The sequence below is a fragment of the Mycobacterium sp. 852002-51057_SCH5723018 genome, assembly GCF_001667035.1.
GTDB lineage: Bacteria > Actinomycetota > Actinomycetes > Mycobacteriales > Mycobacteriaceae > Mycobacterium.
The window spans coordinates 1-21736 of record NZ_LZIR01000034.1 but is presented as its reverse complement, the minus strand read 5'-3'; the positions used below and the strand labels follow the sequence as shown (position 1 = coordinate 21736).

The following is a 21736-nucleotide window of genomic DNA, read 5'->3' as shown; positions in this document are numbered from 1 at the left end:
CGCGCGCCATGTGCCCTCCGGCGCGCGGGAACGTACCCTGGATGCCATGCCGCCGACCGTCGACATGGGAATTCCCGGCGCGTCCCGATCGGTAGCCTCCGACCCAATCAGCAAGAGGGTGCTCCTGGCCGAGCCGCGTGGCTACTGCGCGGGCGTGGATCGGGCCGTCGAGACGGTGGAACGCGCGCTGGAAAAGCACGGCGCCCCGGTCTACGTGCGCCACGAGATCGTGCACAACCGCCACGTGGTCGACACCCTGGAGAAGGCCGGCGCGGTCTTCGTCCAGGAAACCGACGAGGTTCCCGAGGGCGCCATCGTGGTGTTCTCCGCGCACGGCGTGGCGCCGACGGTGCACGCCGCGGCCGCCGCACGCAACCTGCACACCATCGACGCCACCTGCCCGTTGGTGACCAAAGTGCACAACGAGGCCCGGCGCTTCGCCCGCAACGACTACGACATCCTGCTCATCGGCCACGAGGGCCACGAGGAGGTCATCGGCACCGCCGGGGAAGCGCCCGAGCATGTGCAGCTGGTCGACGGCGTTGCCGCGGTGGACAACGTGACGGTCCGCGACGAAGACAAGGTGGTCTGGCTGTCGCAGACCACGCTGTCCGTCGACGAGACGATGGAGATCGTCGAGCGGCTCCGGGAGCGTTTCCCCAAGCTGCAGGACCCGCCCAGCGACGACATCTGCTACGCCACCCAGAACCGGCAGGTCGCGGTCAAGGCGATGGCGCCCGAATGCGAGCTCGTCATCGTCGTCGGCTCCCGCAACTCATCGAATTCGGTGCGGCTGGTCGAGGTGGCCTTGGGCGGCGGCGCCGCGGCCGCCCACCTGGTCGACTGGGCGGACGACATCGACCCGGCGTGGTTCGAGGGTGTCACGACGGTGGGCGTCACCTCCGGTGCGTCCGTCCCCGAGGTCCTGGTGCGCGGCGTGCTGGAGCGGCTCGCCGACTGCGGTTTCGACCTGGTACAGCCCGTGACGACGGCCCAGGAGACGCTGGTCTTCGCGCTGCCCCGAGAAATCCGCTCGGTTCGCTAGACGTCGTACTCCCAGGACTCCGCCGACGGCCGTGCCGAGCGTGACCGGCCCCGGCGCTCACCTCGCGGTTCGGCTCGTGGCTCGTCTCTCAGCTCGTCTGGTGGGGCATCGCCGCGGTAGCGGACCCGCGAGATCGGGTGGTGTGTCGGGTTGGCGCCGTTGCCGCCCGGCGCGGTGCGACGGCGCCGCGGCTCGTAGCTCGGCTCGTACGGCTCATACCGATCGAAGCCGTCGGGCGCCGCGGGCGGCTCGTACCTGTCGTACCCGTCCAAGCGGCTGCCGCGAGATGTCGGCCCGTCGTAAGGCCATTCGTACGGGTTCCTGCGGGTTTGCCGCCGATCGCGACGGGAGTCCCGCGGCGGCTGGGAGCGCGTGTCCGGGTCGCCCTCCGGCCTGGGGCGGCGGCGCGAGCGGCGCGGCGGGTCGGCCGGGTCGAAGTCGCGCGGCGACGCCTGACCCCGGCGACCGGTGCGCCGCGGACGTTCGGCCGTGGCGTCTGTGGGGTCTTGCTCGGCCTCCAGCGGTGGCCGACCGTGCCGGGAGCGGCTGGCACGCGAGGCGGACGAACCGTTGCGCGACGTCCGGCCGGTCCTCGGGGCGGCTTTCGTCGAGCGACCGGAAGCGCGGGTCCGTTTCCGCTCGGCCGGGGCCTCCTCGTCGGACTCGTCGTCGCCGGAAGCCAGGCCGAGAAGCGAATTCAGTTTCCCCGCAACACCACTGAAGAACGAGCCGGACTTCACTGCCGCGGCGTCGTCGTTGTTGTCGGCCCCCGCCTTCGTCCCGTGTGACATCCCGAAATACCACCGCACCAGGCCGATCAACAGGACGCCGCCGGCGGTGCCGAGCATCAGGGGGAAGCGCTCGATCAGCGGGTAGCCGCAGTTGATCAGGAGGTCCTTGAGATTGCCGACCTTGCGCCCGTGGAACATCCAGTAGGCCCCCGGCACCGCGCAGAACAGGATCAGCGGCGGCTGGATTACCGCGGTGAATACGCCGTCCTGGCGCACGGCCAGCACCCCGGCCACGCAGCCGGCTATATAGAGGCCGGCGAAGACGTGGGTGAGCTCCTTGTGACCCCCTGCGGCGTCGATTCCGTACCCGATGGCAGTCGCGGTTATGGCGATGAGCAGGGCTGCCCACCACGGCACACCTGGAATGTTGGGGTGGGCCGAACGGTGGGAAGCCTCGACCGCCGACCTTGCCCGCTGTTCTGACACATGTAGACCGTACCGGGAATGAGCCGAAAGGCCCGTAAAGACCTCGTTAGGGACCGCGGGCGTGCCACGGGTTCGTGCAGGAAACGGCGATGCCCTCGCTGCGCATAGACTTGACTCCCCGTGAGCCTGAGCCTGGGAATCGTGGGTCTGCCCAACGTCGGCAAGTCGACGCTGTTCAACGCGCTGACCCGAAACAATGTGGTGGCGGCGAACTATCCGTTCGCGACGATCGAACCGAACGAGGGCGTCGTGTCGCTGCCGGACCCTCGGCTGGCCAAGCTCGCCGAACTTTTCGATTCCGAACGCATCGTGCCGGCGCCCGTGACCTTCGTCGACATCGCCGGCCTGGTCAAGGGCGCGTCCGAGGGGGCCGGGCTGGGCAACAAGTTCCTGGCCCACATCCGCGAATGTGACGCCATCTGCCAGGTGGTCCGGGTGTTTTCCGACGACGACGTGACGCACGTGGCGGGGGAGGTGGATCCGAAATCCGACATCGAGGTGGTCGAGACCGAGCTGATCCTCGCCGACCTGCAAACCCTCGAGCGCGCCCTGCCGCGGCTGGAGAAGGAAGCTCGCACCCACAAGGAGCGCAAGCCGGTGTACGACGCGGCGCAGGCCGCTCAAACCACGCTGAACGGCGGGACGACGCTGTTCAGCGCGGGCGCCGACGTCTCGCTGCTGCGGGAGCTGAACCTGCTGACCACCAAGCCGTTCCTGTATGTCTTCAACGCCGATGAGGCGGTGCTGACCGACGCGGCGCGGGTCGCCGAGCTGTGCCAGCTGGTTGCGCCCGCCGACGCGGTGTTCCTGGACGCGGCGATCGAATCCGAGCTGGTCGAACTCGACGACGAGTCGGCCGCCGAACTGCTCGAGTCCATCGGGCAGACCGAGCGCGGGCTCGACGCCCTGGCCCGGGCGGGCTTCCACACGCTCAAGCTGCAGACGTTCCTGACGGCGGGACCCAAAGAGGCGCGGGCGTGGGTCATTCATCAGGGCGACACCGCGCCCAAGGCCGCCGGGGTGATCCACAGCGACTTCGAGAAGGGTTTCATCAAAGCCGAGATCGTCTCCTATGACGACCTGATGGCGGCCGGGTCGATGGCGGCGGCCAAGGCGGCCGGCAAGGTTCGGATGGAAGGCAAGGACTACGTGATGGCCGACGGCGACGTGGTCGAATTCCGGTTCGGATCAATGTCTACGAGCAAGAGTTGATGTCGACGGTGGCGCGCTCTCTTAGTATCCGACCATGCAGACGCTCCTCTTCGCTCTGGGGCTGATCCTCTTCCTCCTCGGTCTCGTGACGGGGTTGGTGATCCCGGCCCTGAAGAACCCGCGGATGGGGCTGGCCAGTCACCTGCAAGGCATGACGAACGGCCCGTTTCTCATCGTCATCGGTCTGCTGTGGCCACACCTCGATCTGGCGCACGTGTGGCAGGTCGTCACGGTGGCTCTGCTGGCCTACGGCACGTACGCAAACTGGTTGGCAACACAACTCGCAGCGATCTGGGGCGCCGGTCGAAAGTTCGCGCCGGGCGCGGCGGGCGGTCATGTCGCATCTGCCGCCAAGGAGAGCATCGTCGACGTCCTGCTCGTATCGCTGGCGCCTGCGATGATCGCAGCCAGCGTCATTCTCATCGTCGGTGTCTTGCGGTGACACTCATTGTGCCGACTGGTGAGCAGGGTTCGGCCGACGGCGACGTCGTGGAGTTCCGGTTTAAAGCAACGTCTGGTCAGCGGAAGTAACGGTCAGCCAGCAATGACGGGCTCGATGCGTACGCTCCGGAACCATGAGCTGGACACCTGAGCAGCTCGCTCGGTTCGACGCTGCCCGCGAACTCGAAATCGCCGTACGCCGTGCGGACGGAACACTTCGGCCGTGGACGCCGATTTGGGTAGTGCACGTCGTCGGCGACGTGTATGTCCGCACCTGGTACCGCAGAGATACCGGGTGGTTTGGCCTTGCCTTGAGCACGAGACGCGCGCGTGTGCGCGTCCCCGGCGTAGAAGTCGACGTGCGCATCGAGGACGTCGGGGTCGGCCCGTCGGGACTGCGGGAGGACGTGGACGCCGCCTACCGTGGCAAGTACGGCGGCGGTTCGACCGGAAACATGGTCGGAGACGAAGCCGCAGCGACGACGCTTCGGTTGCTCAGAAGTGATTGGGCGTGACGAGATCGCACTGGGTGCGGTCGACTGTCATCTGCGTACCTCGATCTGCGCGGCGCATTGTTCGACGCCTGGCCAAGTGCGGCAACGCATTCGGGTCGAGTTCCGGTTCAACGTCGGAGTATGGAGCAGCCGACGAAGTGGGGCTCCTCCGGCTACCCAACTCTGCTCAGGCCCTTCCGGCTGGACAGGTGTCCAGCTATCGTGGCGACAGCGTCAACCGTAGGCGAGCGGAGGTGGGGGCTGATGAGCAAGGTTCCAAGTCGTCATGCGCGCCTGGCGCATGCCGCCAAACACGCCGAGCTGTGGAACGCGGGCAACAAGGACGAGTGGGTCGCGTCGTGGCGCACGATCTGCCCCGGCGAGGTCCGCATGTTCGACCCCGTCGGCACGGAAGAAAAGCATGGCTTCGAGGTCGCCACTTCCGATGCGTTCGACATGTTCCAGTCGATCCTGAAGATCAACATGGTCACGGTTCAGGTCAACGGAAGCGAGATGGCCTGGGTGTGCGAGAACCGCTTCGGGACCGAGCCGAACGTCCAAATGGCGTACAGCATCGAGACATTCGCGTGGGACGACGACGGCAATCTCCTGATCAAGACGTACTACCCGATGCCCGAATCAGTGGACGCCGACAGCGACCCCTACGCGCACCTGCTGGGGAAGCAGCAGTAGCGGCTGGACGCGGTGTCCCGTTTCAGCGGCGACGTGGCCAAGTGCCGCTTCAACCTGGGCGATCACCAAACACAAAGCGGGGCAATCGATTAAGCGTGAGGCTGAGTCTGCGCGGTCCAGACTCGACCGTCGTAGTAGCGCATCAGGCTCGGATCGTTCTGGTCCGGGTACCAACCGGGTGCCAAACCACTGGCGACCGGCGGCGCTTGGCGCACCACTGGTTGCTCCACTGGCCGCTCCACGACGGTGGCATCCCTCGGCCTCGCCATAGCTCGGGCGACGGCAACCACGACCGCGACGATCGCGATGAGGATCAATATCCATACGAGGGAGTTAATAGCGCCGGACAGCATGGAGCTTGCACCTCCTGTGGCGGCTTGTTCGACGCCGGTTAAGTACCCTGGACACTTCGCGGTTAAACGGCGGTCGCCGGAGGTCCGAGGCGGCCAGGCGCGGTCCGTTGTGACGCCAGAACTACGGTGGCCTTGATTTCGCTCGGGTCCAAGGGAAATCCTTGGGGGATGGCGGCTGCAAACCAAACGAGACGGTGGGTCCGGCGGGTTGGGAGCGCGCTGGCGGGTGGCGCGTTGGTGGTGTTGTCCGCTCTCGGGCTGGCCGGCGGCGCCGGCCCCTGGGCCCAGGCCTCGCCGGGCCCTGCGCCGAGCGCCCACTGGTGCCCGGGCGATTCATGGAACCCGGGCTGGGGCAAGGTCTCGGACTGGGACTGGAATCGCTGCCATGACTGGCTGGGCCCGGGAGCCCCGTTCGGTCCGGCGGGCTGGGGGCCCTGGGGTCCACCGCCGCCGTGGGCGCCGCCGCAACCACCACCGGCGCCGTGGGCGCCTGGGGCGAACCTGATGTGGAACCCCACCGCCGGCAATTGGGGATTCTGGAACAACGGGGTGTGGACCCCGATCTAGTCCTACGCCGGCTCTGGCACGAGCCTGTCGGTGGCGGTCCCTAGCATTCCTCGGGTCAGACGCCTACGGGGAGGACCGCATGAAGTTCATCTCGACCCGCATCATCACGGCCGATGTCAATCGGCTCGTCGCTTTCTATGAGATGGTCACCGAAATTTCCGCGGTATGGGGGAACGAACTCTTCGCCGAGATACCGACGCCAATCGGCACCCTGGCCCTCGGTAGCGACAAGACCGTCCCGCTGTTCGGAGAGGGATCGGCCGAGCCCTCGGCCAACCGAAGCGCGATCGTCGAATTTCTTGTCGACGACGTGGACGCGGAATACGAGCGCCTCCGCGAGCGCCTCGACGACGTCGTGACGACGCCGACAACCATGCCGTGGGGCAACCGCGCGCTGCTGTTCCGGGATCCCGATGGAAACCTGGTCAACCTGTTTACGCCGGTTACGGCCGGGGCTCGTGCCAAGTTCGAGCGCTAAGGTGGGGTGTGGCCGCTGAGGATCGTGCCAACACGTCCGGCGAGCTCGAACGCCGAAACGCCGCGCTCGGTGAGCGCGAGGACGACGTTATGCATCGCGAGGCCGAGGTCTCACGACGCGACTTCCTCGCTGACAGAAGAGACGGGATCGCTGACCAGCGTGAGCAGATCGCAGACGATCGCGAGCGTGTGGCGGACGAGCGAGAGCGCCGCGCCGACGAACGCGAGGGCACGGCCTCCGAGCGGGAACGCGAGCGACTTCGGCGCGCGGACGAACAAAGCAAGCGCACAACGGCTGGTGCTCGACGGGACCAAGCCGACATCGACCGCGAGATAGCCGAAACCGAACGACTCAGCGACCACCGCTGATCCCTTCCCGGCCGCTCGGCACGGCCTCGGCCTGAATCAAGTCCCGGACCGAAGCAGCCCGGCGGCCGTCGTCCAGTTCTTTCAGGGCGGTTCGGTGAAGCCACATTTCACATAATGAATTTGCTAGGTATGTGGCGGCCGCCATTACAGGATTTGCGCATGACGCAGGCCACAAATTTTGGCTTTCTATGAATGGCGTTGCTAGCGTGCCTGCCCATGGTTGTACTTGCAACGTTGATGACGCTCATCAATCAGGTCTCCGGGTCGCCCTATATCACTGGTGGCGATTCGCCCGCCGGGACCGATTGCTCTGGGCTTGCTTCGTGGGTTGCCAACGCGGCGACCGATCGGCCGGTTTTCGGAAACAGGTTCAACACGGGCAACGAGGAAGCCGCCCTTTTGGCGCGGGGCTTCCAGTACGGAACCGCTCCCAACGCGCTGGTGATCGGCTGGAACGGTGGCCACACGGCGGTGACCTTGCCGGACGGGACGTCCGTGTCCAGCGGTGAGCGCGGAGGGGTGCACGTCGGTGGTCCGGGCGCCTACCAGGCCGGATTCACGCACCACATGTTCCTTCCGATGCCGCCCGAGGGTGACGTTGCCCCGCCGCCGCCGGACGCGCCGCCCCCGCCGGCGGATGCGCCGCTTCCGCCGCCGGACGCGCAGCCGGTGCTCGTCGATGCCGCGGCTCCGGCCCCACCGACGCCGCCGGCCCCCGACGTACTGCAGCCGGGTGACCCGGCGATCCCGAATCCATAACAAATCAAATTGCGGATGTGTTCATCAGCGATGAGCGAATTCACAACCGGCGGATGGTGAACTCATCCGGATGGAAGCCGGTCTGTGTGATTCGTCACAGCCGTTAGCTTTCGAGAGCACCGCCTGACAAGAAGGTCAATAGCAAAGCTTGCCAGGCGTCAGTTAAGGCGCCTAGCCAAGTTTTGCTGGATGTGGAAAACAACGGTGACCGCCGCCAGGCGAAGGCCGCGGCGGGCCCGGCGCACGTATCCTGACGCTGCCCGCTCCGGGTCGGTCACCGATCCTGCGGGCGAACTGGAAGCGGCAAGCATAGGCGGGGGACCGGCATGATCTTCATCGTCGTCAAGTTCGAAACCAAACCGGAGTGGAGCGAGCGCTGGCCGGAACTGGTCGCCGCGTTCACCGCCGCCACCCGCGCCGAAGAGGGCAACCTGTGGTTCGAATGGTCGCGGAGTCTGGACAACCCTGCGGAGTACGTCCTGGTGGAGGCGTTCCGCGACGGCGACGCCGGCGGCGTCCACGTCAACAGCGATCACTTCAAGCAGGCGATGCGGGAGCTGCCGCAGGCGCTGAAGTCCACGCCCAAAATCATCAACCAGGCGATCGATGCGACCGGCTGGTCGGAGTTGGCTGAGATGTCGGTCGACTAGCCGACCACGACGGCGATTTCCTCGCCCAGCCGGTAGCCGGGCGCGAGCGGAAGCGTGTCGCCGCTCCAGAACGAGCCCGGGTCAAACCAGTTCGAGTACTTCTCCGTGGACAGCAAGCCCATTTCCTCGTAGGTGATCGCCACCGTCTCCGCGCAGTACGCCGCTTCCAGGCCGACGCGTTGCCGTGCCTTGCGGCGCTGTGTCGATTCTCGAATCTTCTTGTCTACGACGGGAATTCCGCGCGTCCAGTCGTAGGCGGTGGGCAGCCGGCCGCGCAGCCAGCGGCCGGTGAGGCGCGCGGTGGCCGGGAAGGGCGTCCCGTCCATGCGCGCGATCACTCGCAGCAGTTCGTTCTCCTGTCGGCGATTGGCGTACGGCATCAGCTGTCGCAGCCAGCAGCGCTGGTGGTAGCGCTCCATCCATTGCAGGACAGCGTCGCGCAGATCGTTGAGCTGCACGCCGCGGTGGTTGGTGCCGGTCCACATGTCGGTGAGTTTGTCGCCGAGTTCGGCGTGCCAGATGAGCGGCGGAAGATCGTCGATCGCCACCGTCATCCCAACGTGGTTCACCGGGCTGTTGGTCAGGGTTTGGATGGCGCGATCGGGCCCCGAAATGCCGCGGAACAGCCAAAGGTCGCCCGTCCGCGTCTCCTGGGCCGCCTGGTCCAACGTCAGCATCTATGACCCTTGGCGCGGTGGTCGGCCATCGTTGTCCGCCTTCCATTTTCGAGGTTCGTGTGAGATCGGATAGTTAGCCGTCCCGGTCGTCCAGCACGGAGGCCTGCCCGCAAACGGTGTCGATCGGGCGCCTCCTACCGGGATCGGACACATGCGGTCCGGCTGCGGTAATAGCCTGTCAACCATGCGCAGCATTTGGAAGTGGCTCGGCCTGGCCGGTGTCGCCGGTGTCGTCGCCGGGGGCGCGCTGGTGGTTCGCGATCAACGCAAGCGACGCTCCTACACCGCCGACGAGGTCCGGGCCCGCCTACATCAGCGGCTGGCCGAATCCAACGGGCAAAGCTTTCAATCCAAGTCGGGGTCGGCCGCGGGTTCGACGGCGAACAAACGATAGCTGCCCGAGAAGCCCTTCAGCTCGACGTCGCTGCCGTCGTCGAACGCGATGTCGTCACAGTCGCGAAGGGCGTCTCGCACCGGCTCGCTCACGAGGATCTGTCCGCCCACGGCCTCGGCTGCCACCCGGGCCGCCATCGCGACGTTGCGCCCGAACAGATCGTCGCCGCGGCGTACCGAGCGTCCCATGTGGATGCCGATCCGAACGCGAATCTCCTCGTGCCGCTTGGGTTTTCCGTTACCGTGCAGGGCGTCCTGCAGGTCGAGGCCGCATTGCACCGCCTGCTGGGCGCGCGAGAAGGCAATCATGAAGCCGTCGCCCTGGCTTTTCACGACATGTCCGGAGTGCCGTTCTACGAGCTTGTGAACGAGCTTGTCGTGCGAGGCGATCAGCTTGACGAAGGCCCGGTCGCCGATCCGCTCGTTGAGGGCGGTGGACTCCTCGATGTCGGAGAAGAGGATCACCACCCGGCCGTCCGGGGTGACCCGCGCGAGGTCGGGGCGCTCGACCTCGGCCCAGTCGGCGAGCTCCTCGATCGAGCTGCGCACCACCGCACCGAAGCCCTCCTTGCGCATCAGGTTGGCCGTGTTCCACACCGTCTTGACGGCCTCGCGGCCGCCCGACAGCAGCCGACTGCGGGTGTCGGCCCGCTGTCGCAACTCGTCGAGCTCGCGCCGGCCGCGCACCAGCAGGACGGACAGCACGACGAGCGCGCCGGCCTCGATTGCGGCGAGCGCGGCCAAGGCGTAGACCGCGACATGCATGGCGTCACCCACTCCAGGCATCCTGCCAAAGGTCGCGATGGCTACCGGTTGTCGGGCCTATGCACGCTGTCTAGTGTTGAGGTCGGCCGCCGCGGGTAGTGGATTTCACATGAGCCGATTGGGTGACTTTCGGGAGGTGGGGTCTTGACCGACGGCGGTGATGGTTCCTCGAACCTGCTGGTGATCTTCGGTATCACCGGCGACCTGGCCCGCAAGATGACGTTCCGGGCGTTGTATCGGCTCGAATCCCGCAAGCTTTTGGACTGCCCCATCCTGGGCGTGGCCAGCGACGACATGCCCGTCGAGAAGGTGATCGCGCTGGCCCGCGACGCCATCAGCGGAGCGGGCGAGAAGATCGATGACGCGGTCTTCGACCGGTTGGCGGGCCGACTGGACTACATGTCCGGCGACGTGACCGACGGCGAGCTCTACAGCAAGCTCGCCGAGCTGATCGGGTCGGACTACCGCCCGCTGTATTACCTGGAGATGCCGCCGGCGTTGTTCGCGCCGATCGTGGAGAACCTCGGCAAGGTTGGCCTGCTCGAGCGGGCGCACGTGGCGGTGGAGAAGCCGTTCGGCCACGACGTGGAGTCGGCACGCGAGCTCAACACGAGGCTGCGGGCGGTGCTCGAAGAAGACCAGATCCTGCGGGTGGACCACTTCTTGGGCAAGCAACCCGTGGTCGAACTCGAGTGCCTGCGCTTCGGCAACCACGCGCTCGCCGAATTGTGGGACCGGCGCAGCGTTTCGGAGATCCACATCACGATGGCCGAGAACTTCGGGGTCGAGACCCGGGGCCGGTTCTACGACGCGGTCGGCGCGTTGCGCGACGTCGTGCAGAACCACCTGCTGCAGGTGCTGGCGATGGCGGCGATGGAGCCCCCGGTCGGCCCCAGCGCCGACGACCTCAACGACAAGAAGGCCGAGGTGCTGCGCGCCATGCCGCCGCTGAAGCCCGAACGGTGCGTGCGCGGTCAGTACCGCGGCTATACCGATATCCCCGAGGTGTCCAAGGATTCGCAAACCGAGACTTTCATCGCGCTGCACACCGAGATCGACAACTGGCGCTGGGCCGGGGTGCCCATCTTCATGCGGGCCGGCAAGGCCCTGCCGGAGAAGGTCACCGAGGTGCGGCTCTTCCTGCGTCGCGTTCCCTCGATGGCCTTTCTGCCCGAATGCCGACCGGCGGAGCCCAACCAGATCGTGCTGCGCATCGACCCCGACCCGGGGATGAGGGTGCAGATATCCGCGCAAGTCGGCGACGCGTGGCACGACATCCACCTCGATTCCCTGTTCGCCCACGACCTGGGCGAGCCAGAACGGCCCTACGAGCGCCTCTTTCATGCCGCGCTGACCGGCGATCGCCAGCTCTTCGCGCGCATCGACGGCATCGAACAGACGTGGCGCATCGTGCAGCCTCTGCTGGACGAACCGGGCGAAATCCACTATTACGACTGCGGCACCTGGGGCCCCGACGCCGCGCACGCGCTACTGCGCGGTCACCACGGCTGGCAACAGCCGTGGCTGCCGCAAGACACGCATCCAAGACAGTAAGGAGACAGGAGAGAAATGCAGCTAGGGATGATCGGTCTGGGCCGCATGGGCGCGAACATCGCACGGCGGGTGACCACGGACGGGCACGAATGCGTGGTCTATGACCACAACCCGGACGCGGTCAAGGCGATGGCGGGCGACGAGAGGACGACCGGCGTCGCTTCGCTGCAAGAGCTCGCCGAGAAACTCACCGCCCCGCGAGTGGTTTGGGTGATGGTTCCGGCCGGCACCATCACCACGGGAGTGATCAACGAGCTGGCCAAGACCCTGGACTCCGGCGACATCGTCATCGACGGTGGCAACTCGTATTACCGAGACGACTTGCGGCACGCAAAGACCCTGTCCGAGAACGGGATTCACCTACTGGACTGCGGCACCAGCGGCGGTGTATGGGGTCGGGAGCGCGGCTACTGCCTGATGATCGGCGGCGACGACTACGCCTTCGAGCACGCGGAGCCCCTCTTCGTGAGCATCGCGCCGGGGTTCGACGCCGCACCCCGAACGCCCGGCCGGGAAGGCGAGGTCGCCCAACCGGAGAAGGGCTACCTGCACTGCGGCAAGACCGGAGCCGGCCACTTCGTGAAGATGGTGCACAACGGCATCGAGTACGGGATGATGGCGTCGCTCGCCGAGGGGCTCAATATCCTGCGCAACGCCGACATCGGCACCCGCATCCAAGAGTCCGACGCCGAAACGGCACCGCTGGTCAATCCCGAGTGCTACGAGTACGACTTCGACATCCCGGACGTCGCCGAGGTGTGGCGCCGGGGCAGCGTCATCGGCTCCTGGCTGCTGGATCTGACCGCGAGCGCGTTGCACGATTCGCCTGACCTGAAGGAGTTTTCGGGCCGGGTCTCCGATTCCGGGGAGGGCCGCTGGACCGCCATCGCGGCCATCGACGAGGGGGTGCCGTCGCCGGTGCTCACCACCGCGCTGCAGTCTCGATTCGCCTCGCGTCAGCTCGATGACTTCGCCAGCAAGGCGCTTTCGGCGATGCGCAAGCAGTTCGGTGGCCACGCTGAGAAACCGGCCAACTAGTGGCGATCGCGAGGGCGGCGTAGCCGGGCGAAGCGGGTCGCCACCATCGGACTAGTGGCGATCGCGAGGGCGGCGTAGCCGGGCGAAGCGGGTCGCCACCATCGGAATCACCCGCGGTTGACGAAAGCCACCACGGCGTCGCTGAAGGCGTCGTTGTCATCGCCGGCGGCGGTATGCCCGGCGTTGGAAAGCTCCACGAACTCGGCGCGCGGCACCTGGGTCAGGAAGTGCTCAACACCCTCGGGGCTGACGACGTCGGACAGCTTTCCGCGGATCAACAGGACCGGGATGGTCAGGCCGGCGGCCGCGTGCTCGAATTTCTCGGTGCGCAGTTCGGGGTCGTCGCCCGGCTTGGTCATGAACGCGGGGTCCCAGTGCCAGTACCAGCGGCCGTCGCGCAGGCGCAGGTTCTTTTTCAGCCCCTCCGGGCTGCGGGGCTTTTTCCGGTACGGCAGGTAGGCCGCAACGGCGTCGGCCGCCTGGTCCAGCGAGTCGAACCCGTCGAGGCCGCTGAACATGAAGTCGCGGATGCGGGCGCTCCCGCCCTTCTCGAATCGGGGCACCACGTCGACGAGCAGCAGCTGTGTCACCCTCTCGGGGCCGGCCCGGTGGGCGGCGAGGATGCCGGTCAACCCGCCCATGCTGGCCCCGATGATCATCACCGGCCGGCCGATCGCGTCGAGGACACCCATGACGTCGGCGGTCAGCGTCTCCACGGCGTAATCGGCGCCGGGGGCGCGATCGCTGTCGCCGTGCCCGCGGGAATCCAGGGCCACGACGTGAAACCCCTCGTCGGCCAGGATCTGGCCGGTGTTTTTCCAGGAGAATCGGTTCTGGCCGCCGCCGTGCAGCATCAGGATCGTGGGGTGATCGGCCGCCGCGACCGAGCCGCGGTTCCATTCGTCGGCGACCAGGGTAATCCCGTCGACGCCAGCGAACTCGACCGTCTGGGGAATGCTGTTCACGGTGCTCACGGGCGCCCTCTTTCGTCGTTCGCTCCGACGTTACCTAGGCCAACTATTCACCGGGGAGCGGGGCCCAGGTCGCGGTGAGTTTTCACGGGGGCCGGGGTCAATCACTAAGACATTGCTCTGACATAAAGGAGGCGGCATGCCATCGATTACGCCCACGCTGTGGTTCGACAACAACCTCGAGGAAGCGGCCGAGTTCTACACCTCGGTGTTCCCCAACTCGCACGTCGAGGGCCTCAACCGAACCACCGAAGCCGGACCCGGCGAGCCCGGCACGATCCTGTCTGGCAGCTTCGTGCTCGACGGCACCCGCTTCATGGGCATCAACGGCGGCCCGCAGTTCCCAATGACCGAAGCCGTGTCCTTCACGGTCAGCTGCAAGGACCAGGACGAGGTGGACTACTACTGGGACCGGTTGACCGACGGTGGCGAGGAATCGCAATGCGGCTGGCTCAAGGACCGCTTCGGGCTGAGTTGGCAAATCATCCCGGACCGGCTCTTCGAGTTGATCAGCGATCCGGATCGGGCCAGGGCTGCGGCCGCCACCCAGGCGATGTATGGCATGCGCAAGATCGTCATCGCCGAGATGGAGGCCGCGGCGGATTCAGCGCTCACACCGTAGCGCGCGGCCCGAAATCCGTTGCAGCCTCGGTCATTTAGTCCATCCGGCACCACGGTCGGTGCGTCCTGGGCCCACACGCGTTAGGTTGGTCCGTGCGAGACGCGCCGAGCATGGAGTGGACATGGGTGGACCAGGCTGGATCGACGTACCCGGTGGCGCCGGAGACCTGAAGGCTCTGACGTGGGGACCGCCGGATGCCCCGATCGCGTTGTGCCTGCACGGCTTCCCTGACACCGCCTACGGGTGGCGCAAGATGGCGCCGCGGCTGGCCGAGTCGGGGTGGCGGGTCGTCGCGCCGTTCATGCGCGGATACGCGCCGTCGTCGATCCCTTCCGACGGGTGTTTCCACGTCGGCGCGCTGATGGACGACGCGCTGCGGGTGCGCGAGGCCGCGGGCGGCACGGAGCACGACGTGGTGATCGGACACGACTGGGGCGCGTTCGCCGCCACCGGCCTGGCCGCGATGCCCGACAGCCCGTTCGCCAAGGCGGTCATCATGTCCGGGCCGGTCCCGGCCGGCTTCCGTCGGCGCGGCCCCGTGGCCGACCGGGTGCGGCTGCTCGGCCACCTGCCTGCGCAGCTGCTGCGCTTCTGGTACGTCCTGTACTTCCAATTGCCTTGGCTGCCCGAGCGTTCCGCGTCCTGGGTGCTGCCGCTGCTGTGGCGACGGTGGTCGCCGGGCTACCGCGCCGACGAGGACCTGCGCCACGTCGACGCCGCCATCGGCACACCGGAGAGCTGGCGGGCGGCGCTGGGGCCGTACCGGGCCACCATCCGCAACCCGCGGCCGCCGGCGCGCTACGCCGCGTTGAACCGGCTGTGGACCGAGGTGCCCGTACTGGCCTGCCTCTACCTGCATGGGCGCGACGACCGTTGCATGACACCGGTTTTCGCCCGCTGGACGGAAAAGGTGCTGCCGCCTGGCAGCGAGGTCGCCGTCGTCGATCACGCCGGGCACTTCCTGCAGCTCGAACAGCCGGACAAGGTCGCCGACCTGGTGCTGGCGTTCATCGGCAAACCCGGCTGAGCCGATGGCTTGATGGTATTCAGGCACCGGATGGGGGCCGTCGATGCGCAGTTCTACTGGATGTCGGCCAAGGTCCCGAACGACCAGTTCCTGCTGTACGCGTTCGATGGTGTGCCCGCGGATCTCGAGGGCGCCATCGAGCGGGTGCGCCGACGGGCGCGCGCGTGCCCGGACCTGGCGATGCGCGTCCGGGAGACGAGCAGGCTGACCTATCCACTGTGGGTGCCGGCGGACGTCGGTCCGCCCAATGTGGTCCACCACGAGCCGGCCGAGCAGACGTGGCCGCTGTGCCTGGAGGCCGTCGTCCGCCTCGCCGACGATCAGCTGGACGTTTGCCGGATGCCGTGGCGGCTGCACATTTTCGCCCCGGTGCTCGGGATCCCGGGCGTCCCCGGCGCGGGCGCGGTCGCGGTCATGCAGGTCGCGCACGCCCTGGGCGACGGCGCGCGCGCCTCGGCGATGGCGGCGTGGCTCTTCGGCCGGGACGCCCCGGTACCCCGCCCGGCGCGGCAGTCGGCCGGGTTCTTTCCGTGGCGGGCCGTCGATGCGGCGCGCGCCCACCGAGGGCTGGTGCGCGATATGCGCGCCGGGTTGCTGGCGCCGGGGGTCGGGTCGCCTCCGCCGCAAACCACCAACGCCCGCCCGGCGGGCGCCCGCTCGGTGCGCACCGTGGTGCGGCGCCGCTCGCAACTGCGCGGTCCCACGGTCACCGCCGGGGTGCTGGCCGGGGTCTCCGAGGCGCTGTCGACCCTGCTCGGCGACGGGGCCGACGCCTTGGGCGCCGAGGTTCCGATGGCCAAACCCGGTGTGCCACAAGCGCACAACCACTTCGGCAACGTCGGGGTCGGGCTGTACCCGAAGCTGGACATCGACGCGCGTGTCGAGCGAATCGGGACGGACTTGGCCAACGGGCGGCGGCGCTTCGAACACCCGGCCACGCGGGCCGCGGACCGGGCGTTCGCCGCGGTGCCGGCGGCGCTGTTGCGTTGGGGCGTCGCACAGTTCGATCCCGATGCCCGGCCGACGCAGGTGGCCGGCAACACGGTGGTGTCCAGCGTCAACCGGGGCCCGGCCGATCTGAGCTTCGGCGATGCGCGGGTGGTGCTGACGGCCGGATACCCGGCGCTCTCGCCGGTGATGGGCCTGACTCATGGGGTGCACGGCATCGGCGACACCGTCGCGATCAGCGTGCACGCGGCGGAGTCGGCCTTTCCAGGGGGTGCCGACATCGACGCCTACCTGCGGCTGCTCGACGCGGCGCTGTGAGCTACTGCGCGTCACCCGATCTGGCCGCTTGTTCGCGGGTCATGCCGACGGCGCCGATCAGCTCCTCGTGCAGCTCGAACCACACGGTGTGGTAGGAGTCGATCAGCGGCCTGGTCAGCCACTCCGTCTCGCCGGCTTTGACTTTGTCCAGTGCCGCAACGAGTTTCGTCGAGTAGGCACCCAGCCGCGGCACCTGAGTGGCGGCCACCTCGACGATCGGTATCACCCGCGCGTGCACGCCGTCGAGGCGGGCCAGGACCGCGGCGTCGTATCCGGGGTCGTCGTGAGGGTTGGGCGTGCCTTGCGGGCCGCCCTTGAGCTGCCAGTCGGTGACCAGAGACTTGAAATCGGCGTTCACCGAGCGGAATTCGTCGTAGGCGGCGGCCATCGCGGCCGAATCGACGCCCAGGCGCTCCTCGGCGAGCAACGCGTCGAGCCGGGCGCGCCCGCTGGGACTGATCCGCAGCGTCGCGCCGTCGACCAGCAGGCCCGCTGCGGTGAGCCGCTCGACGACGCCGATGATCTCGCCGAGCTCGCGGCCCAAAGTGGCGGCCAGGTCGGCGGGGCGGACGCGGCCCTTCAGCCGAACCGCCTGCAGCACAGCCAATTCCGTCACGGGGCGGCCTCGTCCGCCAGCCGCAGCGCGGTCAGCATGACGATGAGGGGAGTGGCCGAAACCACGTCGGTGTGCCCGGCGCCCAGGGCCGCGCGGACCGCGGCGTCGGAGGCGTCTTCGAGCCTCGGGTGGTCGCCGGAGGCGTGCGCGCGCAGCGGGCTGATCCGTCGCGCGATGTCGGCCACCTCGCACAGCTCCGGCGTATCCTTCTCCGACCATGCGGACAGCGTCAGATTGCCTTCGCGCACTTCGCCTTCGTAGCCGTCGACGGTGATCTGCCTGCCGGCCAGCGTCGCCGCGGCTCCGCGGCCGCAGCCCACCACGGCCACCCGGCCGAGTTCACGGCTGACCACGGCCGCGTGGCTGGCGGCGCCGCCGACCTCGGTGACGATGCCCTGCGCGGCCAGCATGCCCAACACGTCCTCGGGCCTGGTGTGATCACGCACCAAAATCACCGGCTCGCCACGCTCGGCGGCGGACAGCGCCTCGTCGACGTCGGTGTACGCCATCCCCGATGCAACGCCCGGGCAGGCGGGCAAGCCGCTAGCCAAAAGCGGTGCGGTCAGACGGATTTCGGGCTGCAGGGCGGGTCGCAGCAACGACTGCACGTGCGCCGGGGTCACCCGACGCAGCGTCTCGGCATCGTCGATGAGCCCCTCGCGCCGCAGCTGCAGCGCCAGTCGCACCGCCGCCTGCGCGGATCGCTCCGCCGACCGCGTCTGCAGCAGCCACAGCGTGCCGTCCTCGACGGTGAACTCGATTTCTTGGACGTCGGACCCGTGCCGCTCCAGTCGGCGGGCGGTGTCCATCAACTCGTCGTAGACGGCCGGTTGCTCGTCACGCAGGGCCGTGATCGGTTCGACGTCGACGAGGCCCGACACCACGTCGTCGCCCTGCCCACCGGGGAGCCATTCGCCGAACGGTTCGTCGGCGCCGGTTATCGGGTTGCGCGAAAATAGGGCTCCCGCACCGGAATCCGGGCCGCGGTTGCCAAACACCATCGCCTGCACGACGACGGCGGTGCCGCCCCGATCGTCGATGCGGTGATGGGCGCGGTAGGCCACCGCGCGCGGAGAATTCCATGAGGCGAACACGGCCTCGATGCCCGAGCGCAACTGCGCGTAGGGGTCGGCGGCCAAGGCCTGGTCTGCGGCGCCGACGATTCGTCGATACATGCGGTCGAACCGCCGGCGGGTGTCGCGGGCGAACGCGGGGGTGTCAGACGATGCCAGCGCCTGTTCCACGGCGTCGTTCATGCCCAGATCCAGGATCGTGTCCATCATGCCCGGCATAGACTGCGCGGCACCCGAGCGCACGCTGACCAGCAGCGGGCGCGGGCCCCGTCCGAACGTGCGGGACGTTTCGGCTTCCAGCCAGCGGATCCCGTCGAGCACGTGGTGCCAGATCGCGTCCATCGTGGCGGTCGGATCGGCGAGATACCTCAGGCCGACCTCGGTGGTGATGCAGAACGCGGGGGGCACCGGCAGGTTCTGCCGGCGCATCGCGTCGATGCCGTGGCCCTTGTTGCCCAGCAGCTCTCGCGGGTGACCGGCGTCGCCGGTCAGGGGCACCACGGCGGCGCTTTCAGGGACGCCCCGAGCGGGGTCGACGCCTCGGTCGATGCGAGTCGTGCTACACCCCCTCGTCGTGCGGCCCCCCGCCAGGACCGTCCCGGCAGGCCCCGACGAGTATGTCAGGACTGTCCGCGCAGCAGCCCGAAGCCGAAGTTTGTGCCGAGCCCGCGGCGCAGCGCCAGGTGGATCCAGAGCAGCCCGTAGGGCTCGAGCAGCCGCGCCAGCGCCAGGTCGCCGACGTCGACGGTCTGGAACCCGAGCTCGGAGACGAGTCCGGCGGTCACCGATCGAGCGGCGTCGTCGTCGCCGCAGACGAACATGACCGGTTTGCCCGGCAGCTCGGGCGCGTCCATCATCGGCGCGCCGATTTGGTTCATCGCCTTGCAGACCCGCGCGCCGGGCGCCCACTTCGCGATCTCTTCCGCCCCGGAGGTGTGGTGTCCGACCTCGAGGCCGGCGAAGTCGGGTGTCAGCGGGTTGGTGCAGTCGATCAGGGTCTTGCCGCCCAGGTCGCCGCAGCCCTGCACCGCCGCCTGGGTGGTCTGCCACGGCGTGCAGAGCACCACGACGTCGGCTGCGGCCGTGGCCGATTCGTTCGTTTCGACGGCGCCGAGCGCCGCGTACTTCGGGTCATCGGGGTTGCGGACGCCGAACGTGACGTCGTGCCCGCGGTTGCGCCACGCGGTGCCCAGCGTGGTTCCGACGTTGCCGGCTCCGATGATCGCGATCTTCATGGGCGCTCCTCTCGGTCGACGCTGCCATGATCTAGGTTTGCACCTATGAGTCCCTATGACGTCGGGTTACTGATTCTGAGGCTGGCGTTGGGCGTGACGTTGGCCCTGCACGGCTTCAACAAGTTCTTCGGCGGCGGTCGCATCCCGGGCACGGCGCGCTGGTTCGAAAGCATCGGCATGAAACCCGGTCGGTTCCACGCCACCGTCGCCGCCACCACCGAGGTCTCTGCGGGTCTGGGCCTGGCGGCCGGGCTGCTCACCCCGATCCCGGCGGCCGGCTTCGTCTCGCTGATGCTGGTCGCGGCGTGGACAGTGCACCGGGCGAACGGCTTCTTCATCGTCAAGGAAGGCTGGGAATACAACCTGGTGCTGGCGGTCAGCGCCGTCGTGGTGGCCACGCTAGGTGCCGGCCGACTCAGCCTGGACTGGCTGATCTTCGGCAAGAACTGGTTCGACGGCTGGCCCGGCCTGCTGATCTCGGCGGGCCTCGGTCTGGCCGGTGCGCTCGGCCAGTTGGTGATCTTCTACCGGCCGCCGGTCAAGCAAGCCGGATAGGCGCCGCCGCTCCTCGGATTGGCCGCGGCTGGCGTAACGCCACGGCGAAACTCAGCCACATTTTTCGCCAGGGCGTTACGTACGCGCACCGCCTAGGTACACCTAGGGCGTCCCGTTGTGCCCGTTCTGGCCGAGCAGCAACCCACCGGCTCCGCCGGCGCCGGACGTGGCGGGCGGCGTACCGGTCCCGCCGTTGCCGCCGTTGCCGCCGTCGCCGATCACCACGGCGTTGCCGCCGGTCCCGCCGGCGCCGCCGGTGTTGCCGTTGCCGGCTCCGCCGGCGCCGCCGTCACCACCGTTGCCGATCCCCCCGCCCTTGCCGCCGGCCCCGCCGGCGCCACCGGTGGTCAGCGCGCTGTCGCCGGAGTTTCCGCCGGCGCCGCCGGCCCCGCCGGAGCCGGTGAGCATGCCGGCGTTGCCGCCGGCCCCGCCGGCCGCGCCGGTGAACCCGCCGCCGCCACCGGCGCCGCCGGCCCCGCCGTCGCCGAAGAGCACGCCGCCGTTGCCGCCGACGCCGCCCGTCCCACCGGTGCCCGTGCCGGTGTTGTTCCCCCCGCCGCCGCCGGCCCCGCCGGCCGCGCCGAGGCTCAGCATGCCGGCGTTGCCGCCGTGCCCGCCGGCGCCGGCGGTGGTTTGGCCGCTTCCGCCGGTCCCGCCGTTGCCGCCGGCCCCGAACAGCCCGCCGTTGCCGCCCGCCCCGCCGGCCCCGCTGCTGCCGTTGAGGTTGCTGAATCCGCCAGCCCCGCCGGCGCCGCCGTCGCCGGAGAGCATGCCGCCGCTGCCGCCGGCCCCGCCGGCGCCGCTGGTGAGGCCGAAGCCGCCGTCCCCTCCGATGCCGCCGCCGGCGAACAGCCCGCCGTTGCCGCCGGCGGTGCCGGTCGCACCGATCGTGCCGGACCCGCCGATCCCGCCGTTGCCGAACAGGATCCCGCCGGCCCCGCCGGAGGCCCCCGTTCCCGCGGCGCCGTTGGCGCCGTTGCCGATCAGCGGTCGTCCCGTCAGCGCCTCGGTGGGCGCGTTGATCGCGTTGAGTGCCTGCTGCTGCACCGTGTGCAGCGGGTTGGCGCTGGCGGGGGCGTTGAAGCCGTCCAGGCCCAGCAGCTGACCGCCGACGCCGCCGGCGCCGGTCGTGCCCCGGGTCGCGCCGAGCCCGCCGTTGCCGCCGTTGCCGCCGTCGCCGATCAGCATGCCGTTGCCGCCGGCCCCGCCCGCCCCGCCGGTGCTGCTGGCGCCGGTCTGGGCGGTGCCTCCGCTGCCGCCGTTGCCGCCGTTGCCGATCAGCCCGGACCTGCCACCGGCGCCGCCCGCGCCACCCTGAGCGGTGGCGCCGTCACCACCGGCGCCGCCCGCGCCACCCTGAGCGGTGGCGCCGTCACCACCGGCGCCGCCCGCGCCGCCGGAGCCGACGAGCATGCCGGCGTTGCCGCCCGTCCCTGCGCGCCCGCCGGTCTGGGGGCCGAACCCGCCGTTGCCGCCGGCGCCGCCGTCGCCGAAGAGCAGGCCGCCGTTGCCGCCGGCCCCCCCGGCCCCGCCGATGCCGCCGACCGGGGTGATGCTTTCGCCGCCGGCGCCGCCCGCGCCGCCGGCTCCGAGGCTGAGCATGCCGGCGTTGCCGCCGTTGCCGCCCGCCCCGCCGGCGGTTGAACCGTGCCCACCCGCGCCACCGG

The 21736-nt window shown here is 68.9% G+C and carries 26 protein-coding genes; 17 read left to right on the top strand and 9 right to left on the bottom strand.

The annotated features are described in order from the left end of the window. The first annotated feature begins 46 nt into the window (after nucleotides 1–46). Nucleotides 47–1045: a 4-hydroxy-3-methylbut-2-enyl diphosphate reductase gene (locus tag A5764_RS08440; protein WP_067111531.1), complete on the top strand. Its 999-nt coding sequence runs from the start codon at nucleotides 47–49 to the stop codon at nucleotides 1043–1045. On the opposite strand, the gene A5764_RS08435 is transcribed toward A5764_RS08440, so the two are convergent. Beyond that, the gene (locus A5764_RS08435; protein WP_082951581.1) at nucleotides 1042–2262 is read right to left on the bottom strand and encodes a DUF6542 domain-containing protein; all 1221 of its coding nucleotides are present in this window, start codon (nucleotides 2260–2262) and stop codon (nucleotides 1042–1044) included. The genes A5764_RS08440 and A5764_RS08435 overlap by 4 nt on opposite strands. 120 nt (nucleotides 2263–2382) lie before the next feature. Between A5764_RS08435 and ychF the strand changes: the two genes are divergently transcribed. The 4 genes from ychF (at nucleotide 2383) to A5764_RS08415 (ending at nucleotide 5102) form a co-directional block, all read left to right on the top strand. Further along, a complete protein-coding gene (gene ychF / locus A5764_RS08430) occupies nucleotides 2383–3474 on the top strand; it encodes a redox-regulated ATPase YchF (RefSeq protein WP_067111528.1) in 1092 nt (363 codons plus the stop codon). 34 nt (nucleotides 3475–3508) lie between these two features. Continuing rightward, the gene (locus tag A5764_RS08425) at nucleotides 3509–3916 is read left to right on the top strand and encodes a hydrogenase (RefSeq protein ID WP_067111525.1); all 408 of its coding nucleotides are present in this window, start codon (nucleotides 3509–3511) and stop codon (nucleotides 3914–3916) included. A 133-nt stretch (nucleotides 3917–4049) separates the two neighbouring features. Continuing rightward, nucleotides 4050–4430, top strand: a complete 381-nt coding sequence (locus A5764_RS08420) for a DUF2255 family protein (protein WP_067111522.1) — start codon at nucleotides 4050–4052, stop codon at nucleotides 4428–4430. Between the two features lie 243 nt (nucleotides 4431–4673). Then, nucleotides 4674–5102 (top strand): hypothetical protein, encoded by a 429-nt coding sequence (locus tag A5764_RS08415; protein WP_067111519.1) that lies wholly within the window; start codon nucleotides 4674–4676, stop codon nucleotides 5100–5102. 89 nt (nucleotides 5103–5191) lie between these two features. Here A5764_RS08415 and A5764_RS29675 read toward each other — a convergent pair whose 3' ends face one another. Continuing rightward, nucleotides 5192–5371 carry a DUF2510 domain-containing protein gene (locus A5764_RS29675; protein WP_156664574.1) on the bottom strand — a complete coding sequence of 60 codons (180 nt, stop codon included), beginning with the start codon at nucleotides 5369–5371 and terminating at the stop codon, nucleotides 5192–5194. 252 nt (nucleotides 5372–5623) lie between these two features. Here A5764_RS29675 and A5764_RS27310 point away from each other — a divergent pair, with 252 nt between their 5' ends. The 5 genes from A5764_RS27310 (at nucleotide 5624) to A5764_RS08390 (ending at nucleotide 8277) form a co-directional block, all read left to right on the top strand. After that, on the top strand, nucleotides 5624–6022 hold the full coding sequence (locus A5764_RS27310) for a hypothetical protein (RefSeq protein WP_197501239.1): 399 nt from the start codon (nucleotides 5624–5626) through the stop codon (nucleotides 6020–6022). Nucleotides 6023–6101: 79 nt separating this feature from the next. Continuing rightward, nucleotides 6102–6500, top strand: a complete 399-nt coding sequence (locus A5764_RS08405; RefSeq protein WP_067111514.1) for a VOC family protein — start codon at nucleotides 6102–6104, stop codon at nucleotides 6498–6500. An 8-nt stretch (nucleotides 6501–6508) separates the two neighbouring features. Beyond that, nucleotides 6509–6868, top strand: a complete 360-nt coding sequence (locus tag A5764_RS30015; protein ID WP_082951580.1) for a hypothetical protein — start codon at nucleotides 6509–6511, stop codon at nucleotides 6866–6868. A gap of 216 nt (nucleotides 6869–7084) precedes the next feature. Beyond that, nucleotides 7085–7627, top strand: a complete 543-nt coding sequence (locus A5764_RS08395) for a glycoside hydrolase (protein ID WP_067111511.1) — start codon at nucleotides 7085–7087, stop codon at nucleotides 7625–7627. A 326-nt stretch (nucleotides 7628–7953) separates the two neighbouring features. After that, nucleotides 7954–8277, top strand: a complete 324-nt coding sequence (locus tag A5764_RS08390; RefSeq protein WP_067111508.1) for a putative quinol monooxygenase — start codon at nucleotides 7954–7956, stop codon at nucleotides 8275–8277. On the opposite strand, the gene A5764_RS08385 is transcribed toward A5764_RS08390, so the two are convergent. Then, complete coding sequence (locus A5764_RS08385; RefSeq protein WP_067111505.1) at nucleotides 8274–8954, bottom strand: guanylate cyclase; 681 nt, start codon at nucleotides 8952–8954, stop codon at nucleotides 8274–8276. The two genes, A5764_RS08390 and A5764_RS08385, sit on opposite strands and share 4 nt — an antisense overlap. 184 nt (nucleotides 8955–9138) lie before the next feature. Between A5764_RS08385 and A5764_RS08380 the strand changes: the two genes are divergently transcribed. Further along, nucleotides 9139–9348 (top strand): hypothetical protein, encoded by a 210-nt coding sequence (locus A5764_RS08380; RefSeq protein WP_067111610.1) that lies wholly within the window; start codon nucleotides 9139–9141, stop codon nucleotides 9346–9348. On the opposite strand, the gene A5764_RS08375 is transcribed toward A5764_RS08380, so the two are convergent. Beyond that, entirely contained in the window at nucleotides 9300–10133 is an 834-nt protein-coding gene (locus tag A5764_RS08375) for an adenylate/guanylate cyclase domain-containing protein (protein ID WP_067111502.1), read from the bottom strand. The two genes, A5764_RS08380 and A5764_RS08375, sit on opposite strands and share 49 nt — an antisense overlap. A gap of 123 nt (nucleotides 10134–10256) precedes the next feature. Here A5764_RS08375 and A5764_RS08370 point away from each other — a divergent pair, with 123 nt between their 5' ends. After that, nucleotides 10257–11666, top strand: coding sequence for a glucose-6-phosphate dehydrogenase (locus A5764_RS08370; RefSeq protein WP_067111499.1), 1410 nt, complete (start codon nucleotides 10257–10259; stop codon nucleotides 11664–11666). A gap of 15 nt (nucleotides 11667–11681) precedes the next feature. Further along, a complete protein-coding gene (gnd, locus tag A5764_RS08365; RefSeq protein WP_067111496.1) occupies nucleotides 11682–12704 on the top strand; it encodes a phosphogluconate dehydrogenase (NAD(+)-dependent, decarboxylating) in 1023 nt (340 codons plus the stop codon). A gap of 107 nt (nucleotides 12705–12811) precedes the next feature. On the opposite strand, the gene A5764_RS08360 is transcribed toward gnd, so the two are convergent. Beyond that, the gene (locus A5764_RS08360) at nucleotides 12812–13678 is read right to left on the bottom strand and encodes an alpha/beta fold hydrolase (RefSeq protein ID WP_067111493.1); all 867 of its coding nucleotides are present in this window, start codon (nucleotides 13676–13678) and stop codon (nucleotides 12812–12814) included. 136 nt (nucleotides 13679–13814) lie between these two features. Here A5764_RS08360 and A5764_RS08355 point away from each other — a divergent pair, with 136 nt between their 5' ends. From A5764_RS08355 to A5764_RS08345, 3 genes are all read left to right on the top strand, one after another. Next, entirely contained in the window at nucleotides 13815–14297 is a 483-nt protein-coding gene (locus tag A5764_RS08355; protein ID WP_067111491.1) for a VOC family protein, read from the top strand. Between the two features lie 121 nt (nucleotides 14298–14418). Continuing rightward, entirely contained in the window at nucleotides 14419–15324 is a 906-nt protein-coding gene (locus A5764_RS08350) for an alpha/beta fold hydrolase (protein ID WP_067111488.1), read from the top strand. Between the two features lie 30 nt (nucleotides 15325–15354). Further along, nucleotides 15355–16590, top strand: a complete 1236-nt coding sequence (locus A5764_RS08345) for a WS/DGAT domain-containing protein (RefSeq protein ID WP_067111485.1) — start codon at nucleotides 15355–15357, stop codon at nucleotides 16588–16590. A gap of 1 nt (nucleotide 16591) precedes the next feature. Here A5764_RS08345 and A5764_RS08340 read toward each other — a convergent pair whose 3' ends face one another. From A5764_RS08340 to A5764_RS08330, 3 genes are all read right to left on the bottom strand, one after another. Further along, nucleotides 16592–17206, bottom strand: coding sequence for a hypothetical protein (locus A5764_RS08340; RefSeq protein ID WP_067111482.1), 615 nt, complete (start codon nucleotides 17204–17206; stop codon nucleotides 16592–16594). Beyond that, nucleotides 17203–18828 (bottom strand): pyruvate, phosphate dikinase, encoded by a 1626-nt coding sequence (locus A5764_RS08335; protein ID WP_231989650.1) that lies wholly within the window; start codon nucleotides 18826–18828, stop codon nucleotides 17203–17205. Before A5764_RS08335 ends, A5764_RS08340 begins: the two co-directional genes overlap by 4 nt. A gap of 71 nt (nucleotides 18829–18899) precedes the next feature. Beyond that, a complete protein-coding gene (locus tag A5764_RS08330; protein WP_067111477.1) occupies nucleotides 18900–19514 on the bottom strand; it encodes an NADPH-dependent F420 reductase in 615 nt (204 codons plus the stop codon). Nucleotides 19515–19559: 45 nt separating this feature from the next. Here A5764_RS08330 and A5764_RS08325 point away from each other — a divergent pair, with 45 nt between their 5' ends. Beyond that, entirely contained in the window at nucleotides 19560–20069 is a 510-nt protein-coding gene (locus A5764_RS08325; RefSeq protein ID WP_067111474.1) for a DoxX family protein, read from the top strand. A gap of 102 nt (nucleotides 20070–20171) precedes the next feature. Here the strand turns inward: A5764_RS08325 and A5764_RS28805 are convergent. After that, on the bottom strand, nucleotides 20172–21736 hold a 1565-nt coding region (locus A5764_RS28805), incomplete at its 5' end, for a hypothetical protein (protein WP_067111471.1).

Bases quoted from the DNA above. Each gene is read 5' to 3' on its own strand.
- A5764_RS08350 (WP_067111488.1), top strand. From the start codon at position 14,419: ATGGGTGGACCAGGCTGGATCGACGTACCCGGTGGCGCCGGAGACCTG.
- A5764_RS08375 (WP_067111502.1), bottom strand. From the start codon at position 10,133: ATGCCTGGAGTGGGTGACGCCATGCATGTCGCGGTCTACGCCTTGGCC.
- A5764_RS08380 (WP_067111610.1), top strand. From the start codon at position 9,139: ATGCGCAGCATTTGGAAGTGGCTCGGCCTGGCCGGTGTCGCCGGTGTC.
- A5764_RS08355 (WP_067111491.1), top strand. From the start codon at position 13,815: ATGCCATCGATTACGCCCACGCTGTGGTTCGACAACAACCTCGAGGAA.
- A5764_RS08345 (WP_067111485.1), top strand. From the start codon at position 15,355: ATGGGGGCCGTCGATGCGCAGTTCTACTGGATGTCGGCCAAGGTCCCG.
- A5764_RS08425 (WP_067111525.1), top strand. From the start codon at position 3,509: ATGCAGACGCTCCTCTTCGCTCTGGGGCTGATCCTCTTCCTCCTCGGT.
- A5764_RS08405 (WP_067111514.1), top strand. From the start codon at position 6,102: ATGAAGTTCATCTCGACCCGCATCATCACGGCCGATGTCAATCGGCTC.
- A5764_RS29675 (WP_156664574.1), bottom strand. From the start codon at position 5,371: ATGGCGAGGCCGAGGGATGCCACCGTCGTGGAGCGGCCAGTGGAGCAA.
- A5764_RS08415 (WP_067111519.1), top strand. From the start codon at position 4,674: ATGAGCAAGGTTCCAAGTCGTCATGCGCGCCTGGCGCATGCCGCCAAA.
- A5764_RS08440 (WP_067111531.1), top strand. From the start codon at position 47: ATGCCGCCGACCGTCGACATGGGAATTCCCGGCGCGTCCCGATCGGTA.
- A5764_RS27310 (WP_197501239.1), top strand. From the start codon at position 5,624: ATGGCGGCTGCAAACCAAACGAGACGGTGGGTCCGGCGGGTTGGGAGC.
- A5764_RS08395 (WP_067111511.1), top strand. From the start codon at position 7,085: ATGGTTGTACTTGCAACGTTGATGACGCTCATCAATCAGGTCTCCGGG.
- A5764_RS08420 (WP_067111522.1), top strand. From the start codon at position 4,050: ATGAGCTGGACACCTGAGCAGCTCGCTCGGTTCGACGCTGCCCGCGAA.
- gnd (WP_067111496.1), top strand. From the start codon at position 11,682: ATGCAGCTAGGGATGATCGGTCTGGGCCGCATGGGCGCGAACATCGCA.
- A5764_RS08325 (WP_067111474.1), top strand. From the start codon at position 19,560: ATGAGTCCCTATGACGTCGGGTTACTGATTCTGAGGCTGGCGTTGGGC.
- A5764_RS08390 (WP_067111508.1), top strand. From the start codon at position 7,954: ATGATCTTCATCGTCGTCAAGTTCGAAACCAAACCGGAGTGGAGCGAG.
- A5764_RS08385 (WP_067111505.1), bottom strand. From the start codon at position 8,954: ATGCTGACGTTGGACCAGGCGGCCCAGGAGACGCGGACGGGCGACCTT.
- A5764_RS08330 (WP_067111477.1), bottom strand. From the start codon at position 19,514: ATGAAGATCGCGATCATCGGAGCCGGCAACGTCGGAACCACGCTGGGC.